We start from the raw sequence: 16,149 nt of genomic DNA, 5'->3' as shown, positions 1-16,149 counted from the left end.
GCAGGCTACCAGCTCCGTTCAGCCCCGCCAGGATTCCAGTACCCGATCGAGATCGGGTCGGATCGCCGCCCGCGCGTCCATGCGCGCCACGCCGTCCATCAGCATCCGGTCGTAATCGGTGTCGCGATGCCGGACGGACGCGATGACGGCCAGGGTGACCGCCTCGGCGTCGAACACCTTCGCCGCGGCGCTGCGGCCCACCCGGCCGCTGCCGCGCACCGCCGCGTGGTCGGCGATCTCGCCGGCCCGATCGGCGGGGCAGCCGGGGAACAGCCGCCGGATCTCCGCGGCGAAGCGGGCCTGGAACTCGACATCCTGGGCGTCGCGGCGCACCCGGTCACGATCGCGGCGCCGCTCCCGGGCCTCCTCGTCGGCCAGGCATTGCTGCTCGGCGCGGGCCAGGGCCTGCTCCTCGATGAGAATTCCCTTGCGCTCGTAGCGTTTTCGCCGCGGATTGAGCCGCACCACGATTGCGGCGAGGGTGCTCTCCTTCTTGGCGCGGCGGCTCAGGGCCGCGTCACCGGCGGGCAGAAATTCCAGATGGTCCAGATCGGCGCAGGTCAGGCACAGGGGACCGGTGGCCGACATGATCAGATACGAACCGGTGTCGGCACATTCGACGCAGGTGAACGGCTGCTCGGCGGCGACCACCACCAGATCCGGCGCCTTGTTCTGCCGCCGCACCAACTGCTCGCGCCGGGCCGGGGTGAGATCCGCGGACAGCCAATGGATCCGGAAGATCGGATCGTCACCCTGGGCGACGAAGGCCAGTGGTTCCTGGTCGCGCGCGCTGGACAGGTAGGCGGTCTCGCTGGAGTCGAGACCGCGCTGCTGGGCCCACTCCCGCAACAACTCCGCCGCCTCGCGCAGGCGCGCGCCGTCGACGGCGGCCAGGCGTTCGAGCGTGGCGGCCCGGCCCTGCCGCCACTGGTCCACCTGGGTGGAACGCAGCCAGCCGAGCCGGGTGTACACGTCGACCGCCGACGCGTACTTGCGCTGGGTCAGCGCCGCCTCGGCGGCCTGGTGCACTCGACTCCGTAACGAGGCCATGACCCGGGACCATAGCCGACGGGACCGACAGCTCCCGCGGGCCGGGTGCGACCGCTCAGGGCGCCACCGACATCCAGTCCGCGAAGCCGGTGGGGTCGTGGCGGCCGACGCTGGCGTGTTCGAAAAGCCCCCAGCCCTCGGCGTCGCCGCACCGGGCCTGGGCCACATGGTCGATCACGCCCCACGGCACCCGGCCCGCGACGGCCGGATCGGTGAGGTCGTACGTGCTGCTCAGCGACCAGTCCCGGCCCTTCCACTGACCGTGTGTCCAGTCCGGGTCGCCGCCGTAACCGCAGCCGATGTGCAACGCGGTGAAGGTGTGCGGGCGGATCTCCAGTTCCAGCGGCTTGCCGTCGGCCGCGGTCAGATCGAGCCGCGCCGCCACCGGAATCCTGGTGCCGGAACGGTATTCGATGTGCACACGCGGCCAGCCCAGCTGCTCGATCCGGCCGTCCGGCCAGATCCGCACCGCATCGTTGAGGGTGCGGAAACCGTCCGGATTCTCCTGCACGATCACCACGATCGCGAAATCCTCGAATCGCAGCGGCACGTACAGCCACCAGAAGCCGCCGGCCGGTTCGTCCGCCGCCCGTCCCGGCGGTTCGGCCTCGCCGACCGGGCGGATACCCCACGAGCGGTCGCGGCTGCCGAGCCACAGATCCGGGGTGACGGTCAGGTCGGTGCCGCCCACCGCCAGGGTGCCGGACCAGGTGCCCAGCTGCGCGAACCGGCTGGCCTCGATGATCGGCCGACTGCCGTTGAGGATCAGGTGCGGCTGTTCCTGGACCGCCGGGAACGATCCGGTCCAGGTCAGGTCGAAGCCGAGATCCTCGTGCTCGCAGACGATCCGGATGCGTTGCAGCGGTTCCAGCACCTCGATGCGGTAGCCGCCGACGCGCTGGTCCAGATCGCGCGTGGTGAGCGCGTCGGAGAACCGGACCGCGTGCTGGGTGTCGCCGCGGCGGACCGCCGCGTAGGCGTCCCGCACACCGAGATTCGGATAGATGCCGAAGCCGGTGATGAGCATGGTGCCGCCGGCGCGGTCGTGGGCGTTGAAATAGCAGCGGTCGTAGAAGTTCCGGTCGCTGCTCGCGACGCGGCCCAGCGACAGCGGGGTCTGGTGGATGGGGTATTCGTCCAGGGGGACAGGGAAGTTCATGGTCGATCCCATTCGTAGGTGCCGTCGAGCAGCGCCTCGAGCGCGGCCCGGTGCATGATGTAGTCGTCACGGTCGGCGGTGTCGGTGTCCTCGCCGAAATGGATCATCCGGCGCTTGATCCTGGCCATCACGACGCCGTGCCGCAGCGCCGCGTAGACCAGATGGAAGTCCATGTCCCGCAGGTGATATCCGGTGATCTCCGCATAGTCGCCGACCACGTCCGCGCGACGCAGGAAGTCGGCCAGACCGGGCTGATCGAAACCGGTGGCGATATCCTGGAAGAACCGGTGGATGAAGATCAGCCACGCCACATCCAGTTCGCGGGGCCCGATCGCCGCCATCTCCCAGTCCAGGACCGCGATCGGATCCCAGCCGTCGAAGATGATGTTGCCGGGCCGGGAATCGCCCCAGCTGAGCACGTCCGGTCCGGGCTCGGCCGGCCAGTGCTGCTCCAGCCAGTCGAAGGCCCTCTCCAGCAACGGAATTCGATAACCGTCCGCAGCCAGGGCCCAGTCGTACCAGGCACGGGTGGCGTCGACGTGCGCGCGCAGCCCGCTACCGCCGGCGCGCAGCGCGGGGAAGGCCGACTCCGGATCGGGGATGGCGTGCAGGCGGGCGATGATGTCGATGGTGTTGTGCGCCAGTCGTGCCCGCTCGTCGGTGGTGGCGTCGAACAGCCAGCCGATGAACACGTAGGGCGGATTGTCCTCGGGGATACGCCCGTCCACCCGGCCCATCACGAAAAACGGTGTGCCGAGCACGGATTCGTCGGTCTCCAGCCAGCACAGCGGCGGGACCGGCACATCGGAGCGCTGCCCGACCGCGGCCATCACCGAGTACTGGGCGGCCAGGTCGTAGTGCCGGAACACCGGGAACGATCCGGCCTCCGGGGCGAGCCGCGCGACGTACGAACCCGATTCGGTGCGGCCCTCGCGCTGCCACGACGCCCGGAACAGTACCGAGGTGCTCGACAGGCCGCTGGACTGCGGCCGGCTGACCTCCGTGATCACGGGCGCGGAGTCGGCGGGGATCCGGTCCGCCAGCCAGTCGGTGAGCCGCGCGGCGAGATCGTCGAGATCGCGTTCGCTGGTGGTCAACTGCCGCCGTGTTTCGAATTCTGGATCGGATTCGGCCGCCATATTGTCCTCCTCGACGCCGGGAACGCTCGGCACGCCGTACTGCGCGGCATGCGCCGCGGCCTCGGGCGGATGTCGACGGCCCGGGCGACGCGGTGGAAGGAATGTAACGTGTTTCAACGTGGTGGCGCGGTGAAATCGGCCGCCGATCCGGCCGTTGTCCGGTGATCGGACCCCGCGGCACATTTGCGGCATCTGCAACGTGTTCTTGTGGTATTCGACGGGGTGGTCCGGATCGCCGGGCCCGGGGGTGCGGTGCAGACCGCACGGTGCGTGCGGCCGGTGCCGCGGCACGCCGTAATCTCGCTGTTCGTGCCGAACACACCAGACGACCAGCATGCAGGAGACCCGAATTACCTGGTCGGGATAGATCTCGCCGGGCGCCGGGTCATCGTCGTGGGTGGCGGTAGCGTTGCCCAGCGCCGGCTGCCGTTGCTCATCGCCGCCGGTGCGGATGTGCACGTGATCAGCCGGGCGGTCACCCCGGCCGTCGAGGGGATGGCCGCGGCCGGGCAGATCACCGTCGACCAGCGCGACTACGCCGACGGCGATCTCGACGGCGCCTGGTATGCGATCGCCTGCACCGACGAACCGGAGACCAACGCCGCCATCGTCGGCGAGGCCACCGCGCGCCGTATCTTCTGCGTGCGCGCCGACATCGCCCGCCTCGGTACCGCCGTGACTCCCGCCACGGCCCGCTACGACGGTATGACCCTCGGCGTACTCGCCGGTGGCCGTCATCGCCGGTCGGCCGCCGTGCGCACGGCAGTGCTCGAGGCCTTGCAATCCGGTGTGGTGACCGGTGATTCGGATCCGGTCGCACCCGGCGTCGCCCTGGTCGGCGGCGGCCCCGGCGATCCGGACCTGATCACCGTCCGCGGCCGCCGGTTGCTGGCCCGCGCCGACCTGGTCGTCGCCGACCGTCTCGCGCCGCCGGAACTGCTCGCCGAACTCGGCCCCGACGTCGAGGTGGTCGACGCGGCCAAGATCCCCTACGGCCGCGCGATGGCCCAGGAGGCCATCAACGCCACCCTCGTCGAGGGCGCCAAGGCCGGGAAGTTCGTGGTGCGGCTCAAGGGCGGCGATCCGTACGTGTTCGGCCGCGGCTACGAGGAATTGGAGGCGTGTGTCGCGGCGGGCGTCCCGGTGACGGTGGTGCCCGGCGTGACCAGCGCCATCTCGGTTCCCGCCCTGGCCGGCATCCCGGTCACCCACCGCGGCGTCACCCACGAATTCGTGGTGGTGTCCGGCCATGTCGCGCCCGATCATCCGGATTCCCTGGTCGACTGGCCCGCGCTGGCCCGGCTGCGCGGCACGATCGTGCTGCTGATGGCGGTGGAACGGATCGAGCAGTTCGCCGCGGCCCTGATCTCCGGCGGACGTCCCGCCGGCACCCCGGTGACGGTGGTCCAGGAGGGCAGTCTGCGGACCGAGCGGGTGTTGCGCGCGGAACTCGCCACGGTTGCCGAACGAGTCCGCGCGGAGGGTATCCGGCCCCCCGCGATCGTGGTCATCGGCCCGACCGCCGGGTTCACGGCCGGGGCCGCGCGGCCCGAGCCGTCGACCTCGGGAGCCCGGTAATAGCCGGAGGGTACCGGGCCGCGCGGTCGTGCCGGCCCCTCATCGGCATCGGTTACAGTGACTCACTGTGCTGGACAACCCCGCGGCAACGACGACGCAGTACCCGGTGACGAACCGCGCCTTCGGACTGCCCATCCTGGTGCTCAGCGGTCTGCAGTTGATGGTGATCCTCGACGGCACCGTCGTCATCTTCGCGATTCCGCGACTGCAGGAGCAGCTGGGCCTGTCCAGCTCGGCGAGCGCCTGGACGGTGACGGCCTACGGTCTCCCGTACGCCGGGCTGATGCTGCTGGGCGGGCGGCTCGGTGACTCCTTCGGCCGCAAACGCATGCTGATCATAGGTGTCGGGCTGTTCACGATCGCGTCCGCGCTGTGCGGGACCGCCCAGGCGGACTGGATGCTGATCGGGGCCCGCGCGCTCCAGGGCGCGGGCGCGGCGATCGCGGCGCCGACCGCCATGGCGCTGGTGGCGAGCACCTTCGAACCGGGGCCGGTGCGCAACAAGGCGATCGCGATCTTCGGCTCGATGGCGGGAATCGGCTCGATCGGCGGTCTGGTCGTCGGTGGTGCGCTCACCCAGTTCAGCTGGCGCTGGATCTTCTGGATCAATGTGCCGATCGGCCTGCTGATCGCGCTCGGCGCCGTCCTCTACCTGCGCGACACCGAACACCATCGGCTCGCCCTGGACGCGCGCGGCGCCGTACTCGGCACCCTGGGCTGTGTCGGCATCGTCTTCGGCGCCACCGAGGGACCGGATCTGGGCTGGCACAATCCGATCATCGTCGGTTCCGCGTCGGTGGGCCTGCTGCTGCTGATCGTGTTCATCCTCTCCGAGCGCTACGCGGGCAATCCGCTGCTGCCGTGGTCGCTGTTCGGCAGCCGGGACCGGGTGGCGACGCTGCTCGCGCTGCTGCTCGCCGGTGGCGGTATGGGCGCGATGACCTTCTACGTCGCGCAATTCCTGCAGAACGTGCTCGGCTACAGCCCGCTGATCGCCGGCGTGGCGGCCATTCCGTTCACGCTGGGGGTCGGTATCGGCAGCGCGATCGCCACGAAACTCGCCTTGATGTTCCGGCCGCGCTGGTTGCTGTCCGCCGCCGGCGTGGTGCTCGCGGCGGGTCTGCTGTTCGGCTCCACGCTCGACCAGTACGTCGACTACTCGCCGACGCTGGTGTCGCTGCTCATGGTGATCGGTTTCGGCGTCGGCGTGATGATCGTGCTGATCCCGCTGTGCCTGCTGGTCGGCGTGCCCCCGAGCAATGTCGGCCCGCTGACCGCCATCGGCCAGATGGCGCTGAGTCTGGGCGGCCCGATCGCGGTCGGCATGTTCAGCCCGATCGCGCTGTCGCGCACGCTGTCCCTGGGCGGCCGCAGGAGTACCACCGGAACCCTGACCACCTCCGAGATCTCGGCGCTGAGCAGCGGTTACACCCTGGTGCTGTTCATCTGCGCGGTGCTGTCGGTGGTCTTCATCCTCATCGTGCTCACCATTCGCTACACCCCCGGTCAGCTCGCCGAGGCCCAGCACGCGCAGGAAGAAGCGCAGCAGTCCTGAGCCGGTAAGGGGTGCGGCTGCCGGCCGAGGTGTGCGGCTGTCGCTCGGTTGCTGCGCGGGGCGCGCACGCGAGTTAGCGTGGCGGTAGCAGAAATCGAGCGATCGAGGGGGTGTCGCGATGATCCATCGGCCGCAGTTGCCGCCGCGGGGCTGGCGCTATCGAGAGTTACGGGATCGGCCGCTACCGTTCGACTGGGATCTGACCGACGGGATGCTCGTGGTCCGCGATCGGGAGGACCACTGGCGCCGCCGGGTCCGGGATGCGCTGCTCGCGGCGCTGGGCTCGGTGCGGCGGGCGCCGTACGCGGTGCTCGCCGATCAGTGCGTCGGCATCGACGACCGCAATCCGGTCCGTCCCGATCTGCTGGTCGTCGACCAGACCATGGCGGATCTCTATGTGGCCGAACCGATTCCGCCTGCGGCCGTGGCGCTGGTGGTCGAGATCGCGCCGGGCCGCGGCGGCACCGATGTCTGGTATCGCAAACCCGCGCTGTACGCCGCCGCGGGTATCGGTCACTACTGGCGGGTCGAGCGTGGTCACGACGAGCGGCCGCTGGTCCACGAATTCTGGCTCGATCACGAGTCGGGGGAGTACCGGCCGTCGCCGGCCACCGTGCACACCGGGACACTGTCGACCGCGGTGCCGTATCCGGTGCGCACCACCCTCACCGATCCGGACGGCGTCGCGCCGGATCAGTTGCCGAACAGTTGCAGGTATTCGGTCTTACCGAAGATCATGGCCGCGTCCCGCGCCGAGGGCGAACCGGCGGACGGATCCGCGCCCGCGGCCAGCAGGGCCCGCAGGATCGCGTCCTCACCCTTGAACACCGCACCGGCGGCGGGGGTCTGGCCGTGATCGTTGCCCAGGTTGGGATCGGCGCCGCGGTCCAGCAGCGTCTGCACCGCATCCGTGTGGCCGTGGTAGGCGGCCAGCATCAGCAGGGTGTCACCCCGGTCGTTGGTCAGGTTCACCGGCACACCGGCGTCCACGTACTCGGCGAGCGCCGCCGCGTCACCGGCCCGGGCCAGGCCGAACACCTTCGACGCCAGCTCGACCAGTTCCGGATCCATACCTTCGGTCTCCACCAGGCCACTACTACCATGTGGCCGCACCGGATGCGCGCCGGTGCGGCCGGGTGGTCAGTTGTAGGACTTCGCGACGCCGTCGAGCAGGTGTTCCAGCGTGTCGTACGCCGGCGGATCGACCACATTCGCGATATCGGTGGCCACGGGGATCGCGTGATCGGTGGCGATCTTCGTGAACTGGGTCGAACTGTCGGTGCGATACCCGTGTTCGGCCGCCAGCTGCTGGAGTTCCGGATCGGTGGACAGCAGCCGGCCGATGCGGTCGCCGGCCGGCGTCAGCGGCACCACGGTGTGGCGCGAGAGCACGGTCGGACCGGGGTACAGCAGCTGCATATCGGGCTTCAGCTTGCCCTGCACACCCGCCTCGACGAACTGGGCCTCGTAGATCCACACCATCGGGGCCGGGCCGATACCGGCCTGCAGGTATTCCGCGAACGGGCCCTCGCTGGTGTTCTCGGTGTAGCCCTGTTTGGTGAACAACCGCGCCACCTTGCCGAGCACGAAATCCTCGGCGGTCTGACCGCGCACGATCGAGTTGTCGTTCGCCACATATCCGGCGACGGCCAGATACATCGCCGCGGAATTCGAGGTACGCGGATCGGTGGTGCCGATCAACAGGCTCTTGTTCACCGGATATTCGGTGTTGCCCGGCAACTGGTCCCATTGGGTGCCGTGCTGGGTCAGGTCGAGGTACCGGTTCATGTCGAAGGTCGGCACCGGTCCGGGCTTCACCACACCGGCCCGGGTCAGCAGATCGACGATCGGGGCGAACGTGGCGATCGCCATCGGCGACGAGAACGGCGTGTACTTCGTGGTGATATTCCGTTGCCGCAGAATGCGTTCGGCGGCCGGAGTGCTCGACGGGAAGGCGAAATCGTACTTGTCCAGATCCACCGAGGTGGCGATCTGACGCGAGCCGGCGGCATCGGCCTGGATGCGTATCCCGTTGCGGGCCAACGCATCCTTGACACGCGGGTCGTCGAAGAAGCCCATCTTCTCCGATCCGACGATGCCGTGCACGAGCACCTGATCGGCGGCCGCGGCCGGAGCGGTGGTGCCGCCACCGCCGCCACCGCCGATGCTCGCCGCCACCGCGATGACGATCACGATCAGCGCGGCGACCGGGATCGCGAGCTTGCCGACGGTCCACGGCGGCGATACCAGCGTGCGCAACCGGTCGATCGGCGAGGGTGCGGGCGCCTCCGGAACCGGCTGGGCGGCAGCGGTTTCCGCGTCCGGATCGTCGGGGCTGCCGTCCAGCTCGCGGCGCACGATCCGCTCCACCAGGATGGGCACGAAGTCGCGCACGACATGGCCGTCGAATCGCCGCCGCGCGGCGCCGACCGCACTCTCCACGCGCTCCGCGGAGTAGGTCTCGGTGTAGGTCTGGACCAGGCGCCCGGTCAGCTCCTTGATCGCTTTCTCTTCACGGGCAGCCTTCTCGGCAACGGCTGTGGCAGTGCGCGATTCGGCCGTCACGACCGTCGCGACCGAGCCGCTGCCGGTCCCCTCGGCACCGGCTCCGTGGTCTCCCGTGGCTTCGACACCCACGCCAAGCTCCTCGACAATCATCGACGACGATCACACATTGGGATGCGCCGCAATTACACCGCGCCGCGCCAACATTACGGGACACCCGCGGGTGTTCCCAGGAACTGCAATATATCCCGAACAGACCACGCATCAATAACGCTGTGGCTACGGCCTTTTCGAGATCATCGACAACGCTTTTCGACGCCGAGCGGTCGTGCGGAATTCGATAACGATTATCGCCGAGGGCACCGGGAATTCACCTCGGCACCGACTCAGGTGAACACCAACAGCTCGGTGGGAGAGATGATCTCGCTACGCAGCCCGGCTTTTTCGGCCACCCGGGCCACCGCGGCGATATCTGCGGGCTCACTGCGCGAGCACACCAGAGCGCGGGCCAGCAGGCCCTTGTGGTGCTTGTTGAAATGGCTCACCACACTGCGTTTGCCGTCGGGCCGTTCGGTGACGACGGTCGCGGTGACCGCGCCCGGCACCCGGCCCAGCTGCTGATAGGTGCCCGAGCGCAGGTCCACCACCAGCTCGCCGGTGGTCTCCTCGCGTAATGCCTGCGCCAGCACCGGTTTCCACAGCGCGGCGAGGGTCGGCAGGCCGGGCAGCTTCGAGCCGCCCGACAGCCGGTAGGCCGGGATCGGGTCGGCGGCCCGCACCACGCCGAACAGCGCCGAGCCGATCGCCAGCCGGGCATGTGCCTTCGCGCGCTGCGCCCGGGTGAGCGAGCCGACGTCGAGCGCGTCGTAGAGCACGCCCGTGTACCGCTCCAGTGCGGGCCGGGTCGCCGAACTTCGCAGTGCCGCGTTGCGGGCCAGCTCGGCGTCAGCCCCCTTACCCAGTCCCAGCGCGCGGGCGGCGGTGTCCGGGCGGCCGGCCAGTTGTTCCAGCTCCGCGACCAGCCGGGCGCGCACCTCGTTGAGCTGCGGCAACGACAGGGTCGCCAGGTCCAGGGGACCCAGCGCTCCGCCGTCGGACTTGGTTTCGGAAGGAGGCAGCAGCACCAGCACGAGGCGATACGGTAATGCCTTGTGGATATCGCCGGGGCACGGGCTACTCTGTGCATCCGTGATCACCCGCCTGTCCCACTTGTTCCTGCGCACGCTGCGTGACGACCCCGCAGATGCCGAGGTGCCCAGCCACAAACTTCTCGTCCGCGCCGGTTACGTCCGCCGCATCGCGCCGGGGGTCTACTCGTGGCTGCCGCTGGGTTTGCGGGTGCTGCGCCGGGTCGAGAACGTGGTCCGGGAGGAAATGGACGCCATCGGCGCCCAGGAGATCTCGCTGCCCTCGCTGTTGCCGCGCGAACCGTACGAGACCACCAACCGGTGGACCGAATACGGTGACGGCCTGTTCCGGTTGAAGGACCGCAAGGGACAGGATTATCTGCTCGGCCCCACCCACGAGGAGCTGTTCGCGCTCACCGTGAAGGGCGAATACAACTCGTACAAGGATCTGCCGGTCACGCTCTACCAGATCCAGACCAAATATCGCGACGAGGGCCGGCCGCGGGCGGGCATCCTGCGCGGCCGCGAGTTCATCATGAAGGATTCGTACTCCTTCGATCTGGACGAGGACGGCCTCAAGACCAGCTACAACGCGCATCGCGAGGCGTATCAGCGGATCTTCGATCGCCTCGGGGTCAGCTACGTCATCGTCGCGGCCACCTCGGGCGCGATGGGCGGCAGCGCCTCCGAGGAGTTCCTCGCCGACAGCCCGGTCGGCGAGGACACCTATGTGATCTGCCGCGAATCGGGCTACGCCGCGAACGTCGAGGCCGTGGTGACCGCCGCGCCGCCCGCGATCCCGATCGAGGGTCAGGCGGCCGCGCAGGTGCACGACACCCCCGACGCCCCGACGATCGCGACCCTGGTGGACTGGGCCAACGCGGCCGGGATCGATCAGGTGCTGGGCCGCCCGGTGACCGCGGCCGACACCCTCAAGAACGTCATGGTGAAGCTGCGCTACCCGGACGGTAAGACCGAGATCCTCGGCATCGGCGTCCCCGGCGATCGCGAGGTCGACGACAAGCGTCTCGGTGTGGCGGTCGAACCCGCCGAGGTCGAACTGCTGACCGAGGCGGACTTCAAGGCCAACCCCTTCCTGGTGAAGGGCTATATCGGCCCGAAGGGGCTGCTGGACAACGGCATTCGCTACCTGGTCGACCCGCGCGTGGCCTCCGGCAGCGCCTGGATCACCGGCGCCGACGCCCCCGGCAAGCATGTGGTGGGCCTGGTCGCCGGCCGTGACTTCACCGCCGATGGCACCATCGAGGCGGCCGAGGTGCGCGACGGCGATCCGTCACCGGACGGCCGCGGCACCCTCTCGGCCGCCCGCGGCATCGAGATCGGCCACATCTTCCAGCTCGGCTACAAGTACACCGACGCCTTCGAGGTCGACGTGCTCGGCGAGAACGGCAAGCCGATCCGCCTGGTCATGGGCTCCTACGGTGTCGGCGTGTCCCGCATGGTGGCGGTGCTCGCCGAGCAGATGCACGACGAGAAGGGCCTGCGCTGGCCCCGGTCGGTGGCCCCCTACGACGTCCATGTCGTCATCGCCAACAAGGACGCCGCCGCCCGCGCCGGCGCCGAACAGGTCGCCGCCGACCTGAACGCCGCCGGACTCGAGGTCCTGCTCGACGACCGCACCGCCTCCCCGGGGGTCAAGTTCAAGGACGCCGAACTGCTCGGCATGCCGCTGATCGTCATCGTCGGCCGCGGCTGGGCCGACGGCAAGGTCGAACTCCGCGACCGTTTCGCCGGCACCAACGACGAGGTTCCGGCCACCGATGCCGTCACCGCCGTCCTCGCCAAGGCCCGCGCCTGACCCTCCACCCTCGCCGACCGTAGGCAGCGACCCCACCGCCTGCCTCACCGATGCCGACGTCATCGGTGAGGCAGGCGGGCCGGAATCAGCAACCGCCGCGGTACAGCCCGGTCGGTGGCTGACGCTGTTCGTAGGGGAGTGCTGACGTGGACAGACCACTCCCGGGTGCGTCGGGTGACGGATCGCCGGTCGCGGACCTCGGCCGCCTCGATGGTGCCGTCGTCGGTGAAGTCACGGTCGGCGACCAGGCCCCGTACACGGCCCAGCTCGTGTCCTGATCAGCCCACACCACCCGGGATTGCCTGAACGCGGCGAATCCGAATCCTGCGATCGGTCCGACCGATCATGCCGACGGTCATACCGAAATATGCGCATTCAGTGATGGATTCGCAGCGCGCCCTCGCGCGCCGACTGCGCACGATGACCTCAAAGCGCATGGAGGATGCGGCCGTCGGGCCGCGACGCTTCGATAATCCAGCGGGTCGACTCGGTTCCGACGCTGATCTCCGCCGCTTGATCGACGCAGGTCTCCGCCGCTCGATCGACGCGTGTCAGCGCGGCGACTACGCCGACACCTCGCGGACTGGGAGACCGACCGCTGATGCAGGTTTGCGGCGGTTACCGCCTTCCGCTCGCGGTGTCTTGTCTGTGCCGGGCACGCGGACGCTCGGAGGCAGCGGGCGGCTGCCTCGCTCAGGGCTGGCCCGGGAAGGAGACGGTCGGCGGGTTCACGCCGAGGATCGCCTGCCAGGTGGCCTGGCGGATCGCGCATTCGGTGAGGGCGGCCAATGCCGTGCGACGGGTGTCGGTATCGCTGGTGCGCTCCACGACCGAGCGCCAGGCGATCGCCGTATCGGATTCGACGGTGTTCGCCAGTTGGGCGGCCGGAATCGGATCGTTGACCGGGAACGGTGTCGTGTAGGCGGCGGCCGGGCTCGGCACGGCGGCGCCGGAACCCTTCAGGGCGTCGATGGTGGCGTCCCGCCGGGCCCGGTGGGCGGCGGTGTATTCGCCGACGATCTTGACGCGCTCGGGTGAGGCGTAGGCGGCGATGACGCCGTAGGCGTAGACCGCCGCGTATTCGGCGTTCAGGGCGTCGATGAGCGCCTGCTGATCGGTCGTGGTCATGGCGTCCCCTTCCGGGAGGTACGGGCGTGCGGTTCGCCGCGGTCGCGCTCGGCGGCGGGAATCCTGTGCGTGGGGGGCCGCGATCCGCGATCGACGGACGGGTGCGGTCCGCGTCGCGCCGGGCGGCCGAGGTGGATGCGGGAGGTCTGCTGGGTGGCGTGATTCGGGTGCTGCGGGGCGATCGCGGGGGCACAGCGCGCCCGGGCGTGGGCGGCGCGCGCTCATCCCAGCAGCACCGCCACGTGGGTGGCGCAGGACGCGCTGATGGAGGCGAGCAGGCCGGAGCGGAAGCCGGACAACGACACCGCGAGATCCGCGGCCGAGCGCTGCGATCGGGTGAGCTGGTCGTGCAGCGCGGCCAGCGACGGCGGGGTCGGCGGGCCCGGAACGTCGGTGGGCGGTGGGGTGCGGGTGCTCGGCCGGGTGCCGTCGTGGTAGACGCCCGCCGCGCGGTCGATCTCGGTGCGCAGGGCGTCGGCGTGGTCGCCGCGCTGAGTGGCGATCAGCGTGAGGGCGGCGGTGCGGTCGGGGGCGAGGGTGGCGGCGGCCTTCGCCCACAGGACGTCGGTCCGTGCCGAGAGTTCTTGTGCCAGTAACGGATCCGGGGCCGGCGGCGGCTGCTGCCGGAAGCAGCCGGCGGTGCTCGCGGCGGTGGCGGCGACGGCCGCGCTACCGGCCAGCCGCAGGGCGGCACGGCGATCCAGGGCGCTGCGGACGGGAGGAACGGGGATCGGCACGCGTATATCGTGCCAGTGTTCGTGACCACCGGGCGGCCGAGGTCCGTCCGACACGCGTGCGCCGCCACGCCGGATCCGGCGATGCCGCAGGTGAACCCGCACGACCGGTGCGGAAACTCGTGATCTGCGGCTGGTCCTTTACACTCTTGCAGCGCGTTACGCTAGATCTTCGGCGGAGTAATTCTCCGTCGAGCGCGCCTACCGAGCTCGACCAGGACCGATACCGACAACTCAACCTCGTCACAACTGAACCAGGAGTCGCCCCACATGCCGATGCCGACCGAGGAAAGGGTGAGCCAGCTCGTTGCTGGACCCGTCGAACGCCGAGGCCTCGACCTCGAGGGCGTGACGATAGTGGCCGCCGGGCCGGCCCGGGTGCAGGTGACCGTCGACAGCGACGAAGGTGTGGACCTGGATTCGATCGCCGAGCTCAGCTCGGACATCTCCACGGCTCTCGACGACGCCGGGGATTTCGGTGAGACCCCGTATCTGCTCGAGGTCACCACACCGGGTGTCGACCGCCCGCTGACCGCGCCCCGGCACTGGCGGCGCGCCCGCGGCCGCAAGGTGCGTGTCGCGCTGCGCTCCGGCGCGCCGTCGCCCGCCGGAGCCGACGCGCGATTCGAGGCCCGGGTGGGCCCGGTCGGCGAGACCGAGGTGGCGCTGGTCCCGTCGGGCAGACGAAAATTACAGCTGGTCACCGTGCCGCTGGCCGATATCGACCGGGCCGTGGTGCAGGTGGAGTTCGCACCGCCGAGCCCGGCCGAACTGGCACTGACCGGCGTCGCGGCCGGTCGGCCGGAACCCGGCGCCGGTGCGGTGGACCTCGACGACGGGGCATCGGCCCCGCAATCGGATGACGCAGAAGCAGCAGAGCCGACCGAAGGGATCGTGGAATGAACATCGAAATCGAAGCCCTCCGGGCGATCGTCGCCGACAAGGGAATCTCGATGGAGACCGTGATCTCCGCGATCGAGTCGGCCCTGCTGACCGCCTATCGGCACACCGAGGGGCATCAACCGACCGCCCGCATCGACATCAACCAGAAGTCGGGCGTGGTCCGGGTGATGGCGCGCGAGGTGGACGCCGACGGCAACGTGATCTCCGAATGGGACGACACCCCGGAGGGATTCGGCCGGATCGCGGCGACCACCGCCCGGCAGGTGGTCCTGCAGCGGCTGCGCGACGCGGAGAACGAGAAGTCCTTCGGCGAGTACGCCACCCACGAGGGTGACATCGTCGGCGGCGTCGTCCAGCGCGACGCCCGGATGAACGCCCGCGGCACCGTGGTGGTGCGCATCGGCAGCGAGGTGAACGGCACCGAGGGCCTGATCCCGCCGGCGGAGCAGGTGCCGGGCGAGAGCTACGAGCACGGTGACCGGATCAAGTGCTACGTCGTCGGGGTCTCCCGCGGCCCGCGCGGCCCGCAGATCACCCTGTCGCGCACCCATCCGAATCTGGTGCGGCGGTTGTTCGCGCTGGAGGTCCCGGAGATCGCCGACGGTTCGGTGGAGATCGTGGCCGTGGCCCGGGAGGCCGGGCATCGCTCCAAGATCGCGGTCCGGTCCAATGTGCAGGGCGTGAACGCCAAGGGCGCCTGTATCGGCCCGATGGGCCAGCGGGTGCGCAACGTGATGAGCGAGCTGGCCGGCGAGAAGATCGACATCATCGATCACTCCGACGATCCGGCGACCTTCGTCGGGAATGCGCTCAGTCCGTCGAAGGTTGTCTCCGTCACGATCGTCGACCCGGAGGCACGGGCCGCACGGGTCGTGGTGCCCGATTTCCAGCTCTCGCTGGCGATCGGCAAGGAGGGACAGAATGCGCGGCTGGCGGCTCGGCTGACCGGCTGGCGCATCGATATCCGCAGCGACGCGGCCCCCGATGTGAACGGTCCGGCCCGTTCGGAAGTGCAGCGCAGCTAGCCGGGAACGACAGGTCGGCAACTCTCAGAGGGCTGGATGCGGAGATCGGGACATGGCAGCGGTACAGTGGACGCAGGCTCAGCGCGAGCCTTCGGTTTCTTCGCACTCGGCGCGGGTCGGGATGGAGTCGCTTCGGCGGCCCGGACCGGTTCGGACCTGTGTGGGATGCCGGAGGCGAGAGCTGGCCGCCGATCTGTTGCGGGTCGTGGCGTGGTCTTCCCCGGAGTCCTTCGGGGACAGCGTCACGGTTGTTCCCGATCCGCAGCGCAGACTTCCCGGCAGGGGTGCGTGGTTGCACCCCTCATCGGTCTGTCTGAGCACGGCAGAGCGGCGCCGAGCGTTCGGCAGAGCGCTACGAGTGTCCGGACAACTGGATATCTCAGCCCTGGAGCACTACCTCGAGAACAGGCACGAGCACTCATGAGCA

General features: G+C 69.6%; 14 protein-coding genes and 1 pseudogene. 7 read left to right on the top strand and 8 right to left on the bottom strand.

Annotation, left to right across the window (positions count from 1 at the left end):
* Positions 1-18: 18 nt before the first annotated feature.
* Genes G361_RS0125000 through G361_RS0124990 form a run of 3 tightly spaced genes read right to left on the bottom strand, consistent with a single transcriptional unit; the run spans position 19 to position 3,348 of the window.
* A complete protein-coding gene (locus G361_RS0125000; protein ID WP_036495509.1) occupies positions 19-1,050 on the bottom strand; it encodes a DUF2293 domain-containing protein in 1,032 nt (343 codons plus the stop codon).
* Between the two features lie 55 nt (positions 1,051-1,105).
* Positions 1,106-2,209 (bottom strand): hypothetical protein, encoded by a 1,104-nt coding sequence (locus G361_RS0124995; RefSeq protein WP_019929851.1) that lies wholly within the window; start codon positions 2,207-2,209, stop codon positions 1,106-1,108.
* Positions 2,206-3,348 carry a phosphotransferase family protein gene (locus G361_RS0124990; RefSeq protein WP_036495716.1) on the bottom strand — a complete coding sequence of 381 codons (1,143 nt, stop codon included), beginning with the start codon at positions 3,346-3,348 and terminating at the stop codon, positions 2,206-2,208. The genes G361_RS0124995 and G361_RS0124990 overlap by 4 nt, the downstream gene beginning before the upstream one ends.
* A gap of 309 nt (positions 3,349-3,657) precedes the next feature.
* Here G361_RS0124990 and cobA point away from each other — a divergent pair, with 309 nt between their 5' ends.
* The 3 genes and pseudogenes from cobA to G361_RS51155 form a co-directional block, all read left to right on the top strand.
* Positions 3,658-4,926: a uroporphyrinogen-III C-methyltransferase gene (gene cobA / locus G361_RS44825; protein ID WP_052172900.1), complete on the top strand. Its 1,269-nt coding sequence runs from the start codon at positions 3,658-3,660 to the stop codon at positions 4,924-4,926.
* Positions 4,927-4,993: 67 nt separating this feature from the next.
* Positions 4,994-6,481, top strand: a complete 1,488-nt coding sequence (locus G361_RS0124980; protein WP_019929848.1) for an MFS transporter — start codon at positions 4,994-4,996, stop codon at positions 6,479-6,481.
* A gap of 118 nt (positions 6,482-6,599) precedes the next feature.
* Positions 6,600-7,097: pseudogene (locus G361_RS51155) on the top strand (Uma2 family endonuclease); the annotation flags it as partial.
* Between the two features lie 77 nt (positions 7,098-7,174).
* On the opposite strand, the gene G361_RS0124965 reads toward G361_RS51155, so the two are convergent.
* The 3 genes from G361_RS0124965 to yaaA all read right to left on the bottom strand — a co-directional run bounded on the left by G361_RS0124965 (position 7,175) and on the right by yaaA (position 10,116).
* Positions 7,175-7,552 (bottom strand): ankyrin repeat domain-containing protein, encoded by a 378-nt coding sequence (locus G361_RS0124965; RefSeq protein ID WP_019929846.1) that lies wholly within the window; start codon positions 7,550-7,552, stop codon positions 7,175-7,177.
* A gap of 69 nt (positions 7,553-7,621) precedes the next feature.
* Complete coding sequence (locus G361_RS0124960) at positions 7,622-9,118, bottom strand: three-helix bundle dimerization domain-containing protein (protein ID WP_019929845.1); 1,497 nt, start codon at positions 9,116-9,118, stop codon at positions 7,622-7,624.
* A gap of 254 nt (positions 9,119-9,372) precedes the next feature.
* A complete protein-coding gene (yaaA, locus tag G361_RS0124955) occupies positions 9,373-10,116 on the bottom strand; it encodes a peroxide stress protein YaaA (protein ID WP_019929844.1) in 744 nt (247 codons plus the stop codon).
* 58 nt (positions 10,117-10,174) lie between these two features.
* Here yaaA and G361_RS0124950 point away from each other — a divergent pair, with 58 nt between their 5' ends.
* Positions 10,175-11,932, top strand: a complete 1,758-nt coding sequence (locus G361_RS0124950) for a proline--tRNA ligase (protein WP_019929843.1) — start codon at positions 10,175-10,177, stop codon at positions 11,930-11,932.
* Between the two features lie 693 nt (positions 11,933-12,625).
* Here the strand turns inward: G361_RS0124950 and G361_RS0124935 are convergent.
* The gene (locus G361_RS0124935) at positions 12,626-13,060 is read right to left on the bottom strand and encodes a ferritin-like domain-containing protein (RefSeq protein ID WP_019929840.1); all 435 of its coding nucleotides are present in this window, start codon (positions 13,058-13,060) and stop codon (positions 12,626-12,628) included.
* Positions 13,061-13,281: 221 nt separating this feature from the next.
* The gene (locus G361_RS0124930; RefSeq protein WP_026343473.1) at positions 13,282-13,797 is read right to left on the bottom strand and encodes a hypothetical protein; all 516 of its coding nucleotides are present in this window, start codon (positions 13,795-13,797) and stop codon (positions 13,282-13,284) included.
* Between the two features lie 267 nt (positions 13,798-14,064).
* Here G361_RS0124930 and rimP point away from each other — a divergent pair, with 267 nt between their 5' ends.
* From rimP to G361_RS48525, 3 genes are all read left to right on the top strand, one after another.
* Complete coding sequence (rimP, locus tag G361_RS0124925) at positions 14,065-14,697, top strand: ribosome maturation factor RimP (RefSeq protein ID WP_026343472.1); 633 nt, start codon at positions 14,065-14,067, stop codon at positions 14,695-14,697.
* A complete protein-coding gene (gene nusA / locus G361_RS0124920) occupies positions 14,694-15,722 on the top strand; it encodes a transcription termination factor NusA (RefSeq protein ID WP_019929837.1) in 1,029 nt (342 codons plus the stop codon). The genes rimP and nusA overlap by 4 nt, the downstream gene beginning before the upstream one ends.
* Positions 15,723-15,843: 121 nt before the next feature.
* On the top strand, positions 15,844-16,146 hold the full coding sequence (locus G361_RS48525; protein ID WP_081635566.1) for a YlxR family protein: 303 nt from the start codon (positions 15,844-15,846) through the stop codon (positions 16,144-16,146).
* The last annotated feature ends 3 nt before the right edge of the window (positions 16,147-16,149 follow it).

The organism is Nocardia sp. BMG111209, assembly GCF_000381925.1.
Lineage (GTDB): Bacteria > Actinomycetota > Actinomycetes > Mycobacteriales > Mycobacteriaceae > Nocardia.
This window is presented reverse-complemented; position numbering and strand designations above follow the sequence as displayed.

Excerpts from the sequence above, each read along its gene's own strand:
- G361_RS0125000 (WP_036495509.1), bottom strand. The coding sequence starts at position 1,050 with ATGGCCTCGTTACGGAGTCGAGTGCACCAGGCCGCCGAGGCGGCGCTG.
- G361_RS0124995 (WP_019929851.1), bottom strand. The coding sequence starts at position 2,209 with ATGAACTTCCCTGTCCCCCTGGACGAATACCCCATCCACCAGACCCCG.
- G361_RS0124990 (WP_036495716.1), bottom strand. The coding sequence starts at position 3,348 with ATGGCGGCCGAATCCGATCCAGAATTCGAAACACGGCGGCAGTTGACC.
- G361_RS0124965 (WP_019929846.1), bottom strand. The coding sequence starts at position 7,552 with ATGGATCCGGAACTGGTCGAGCTGGCGTCGAAGGTGTTCGGCCTGGCC.
- G361_RS0124935 (WP_019929840.1), bottom strand. The coding sequence starts at position 13,060 with ATGACCACGACCGATCAGCAGGCGCTCATCGACGCCCTGAACGCCGAA.
- rimP (WP_026343472.1), top strand. The coding sequence starts at position 14,065 with ATGCCGATGCCGACCGAGGAAAGGGTGAGCCAGCTCGTTGCTGGACCC.
- nusA (WP_019929837.1), top strand. The coding sequence starts at position 14,694 with ATGAACATCGAAATCGAAGCCCTCCGGGCGATCGTCGCCGACAAGGGA.
- G361_RS48525 (WP_081635566.1), top strand. The coding sequence starts at position 15,844 with ATGGAGTCGCTTCGGCGGCCCGGACCGGTTCGGACCTGTGTGGGATGC.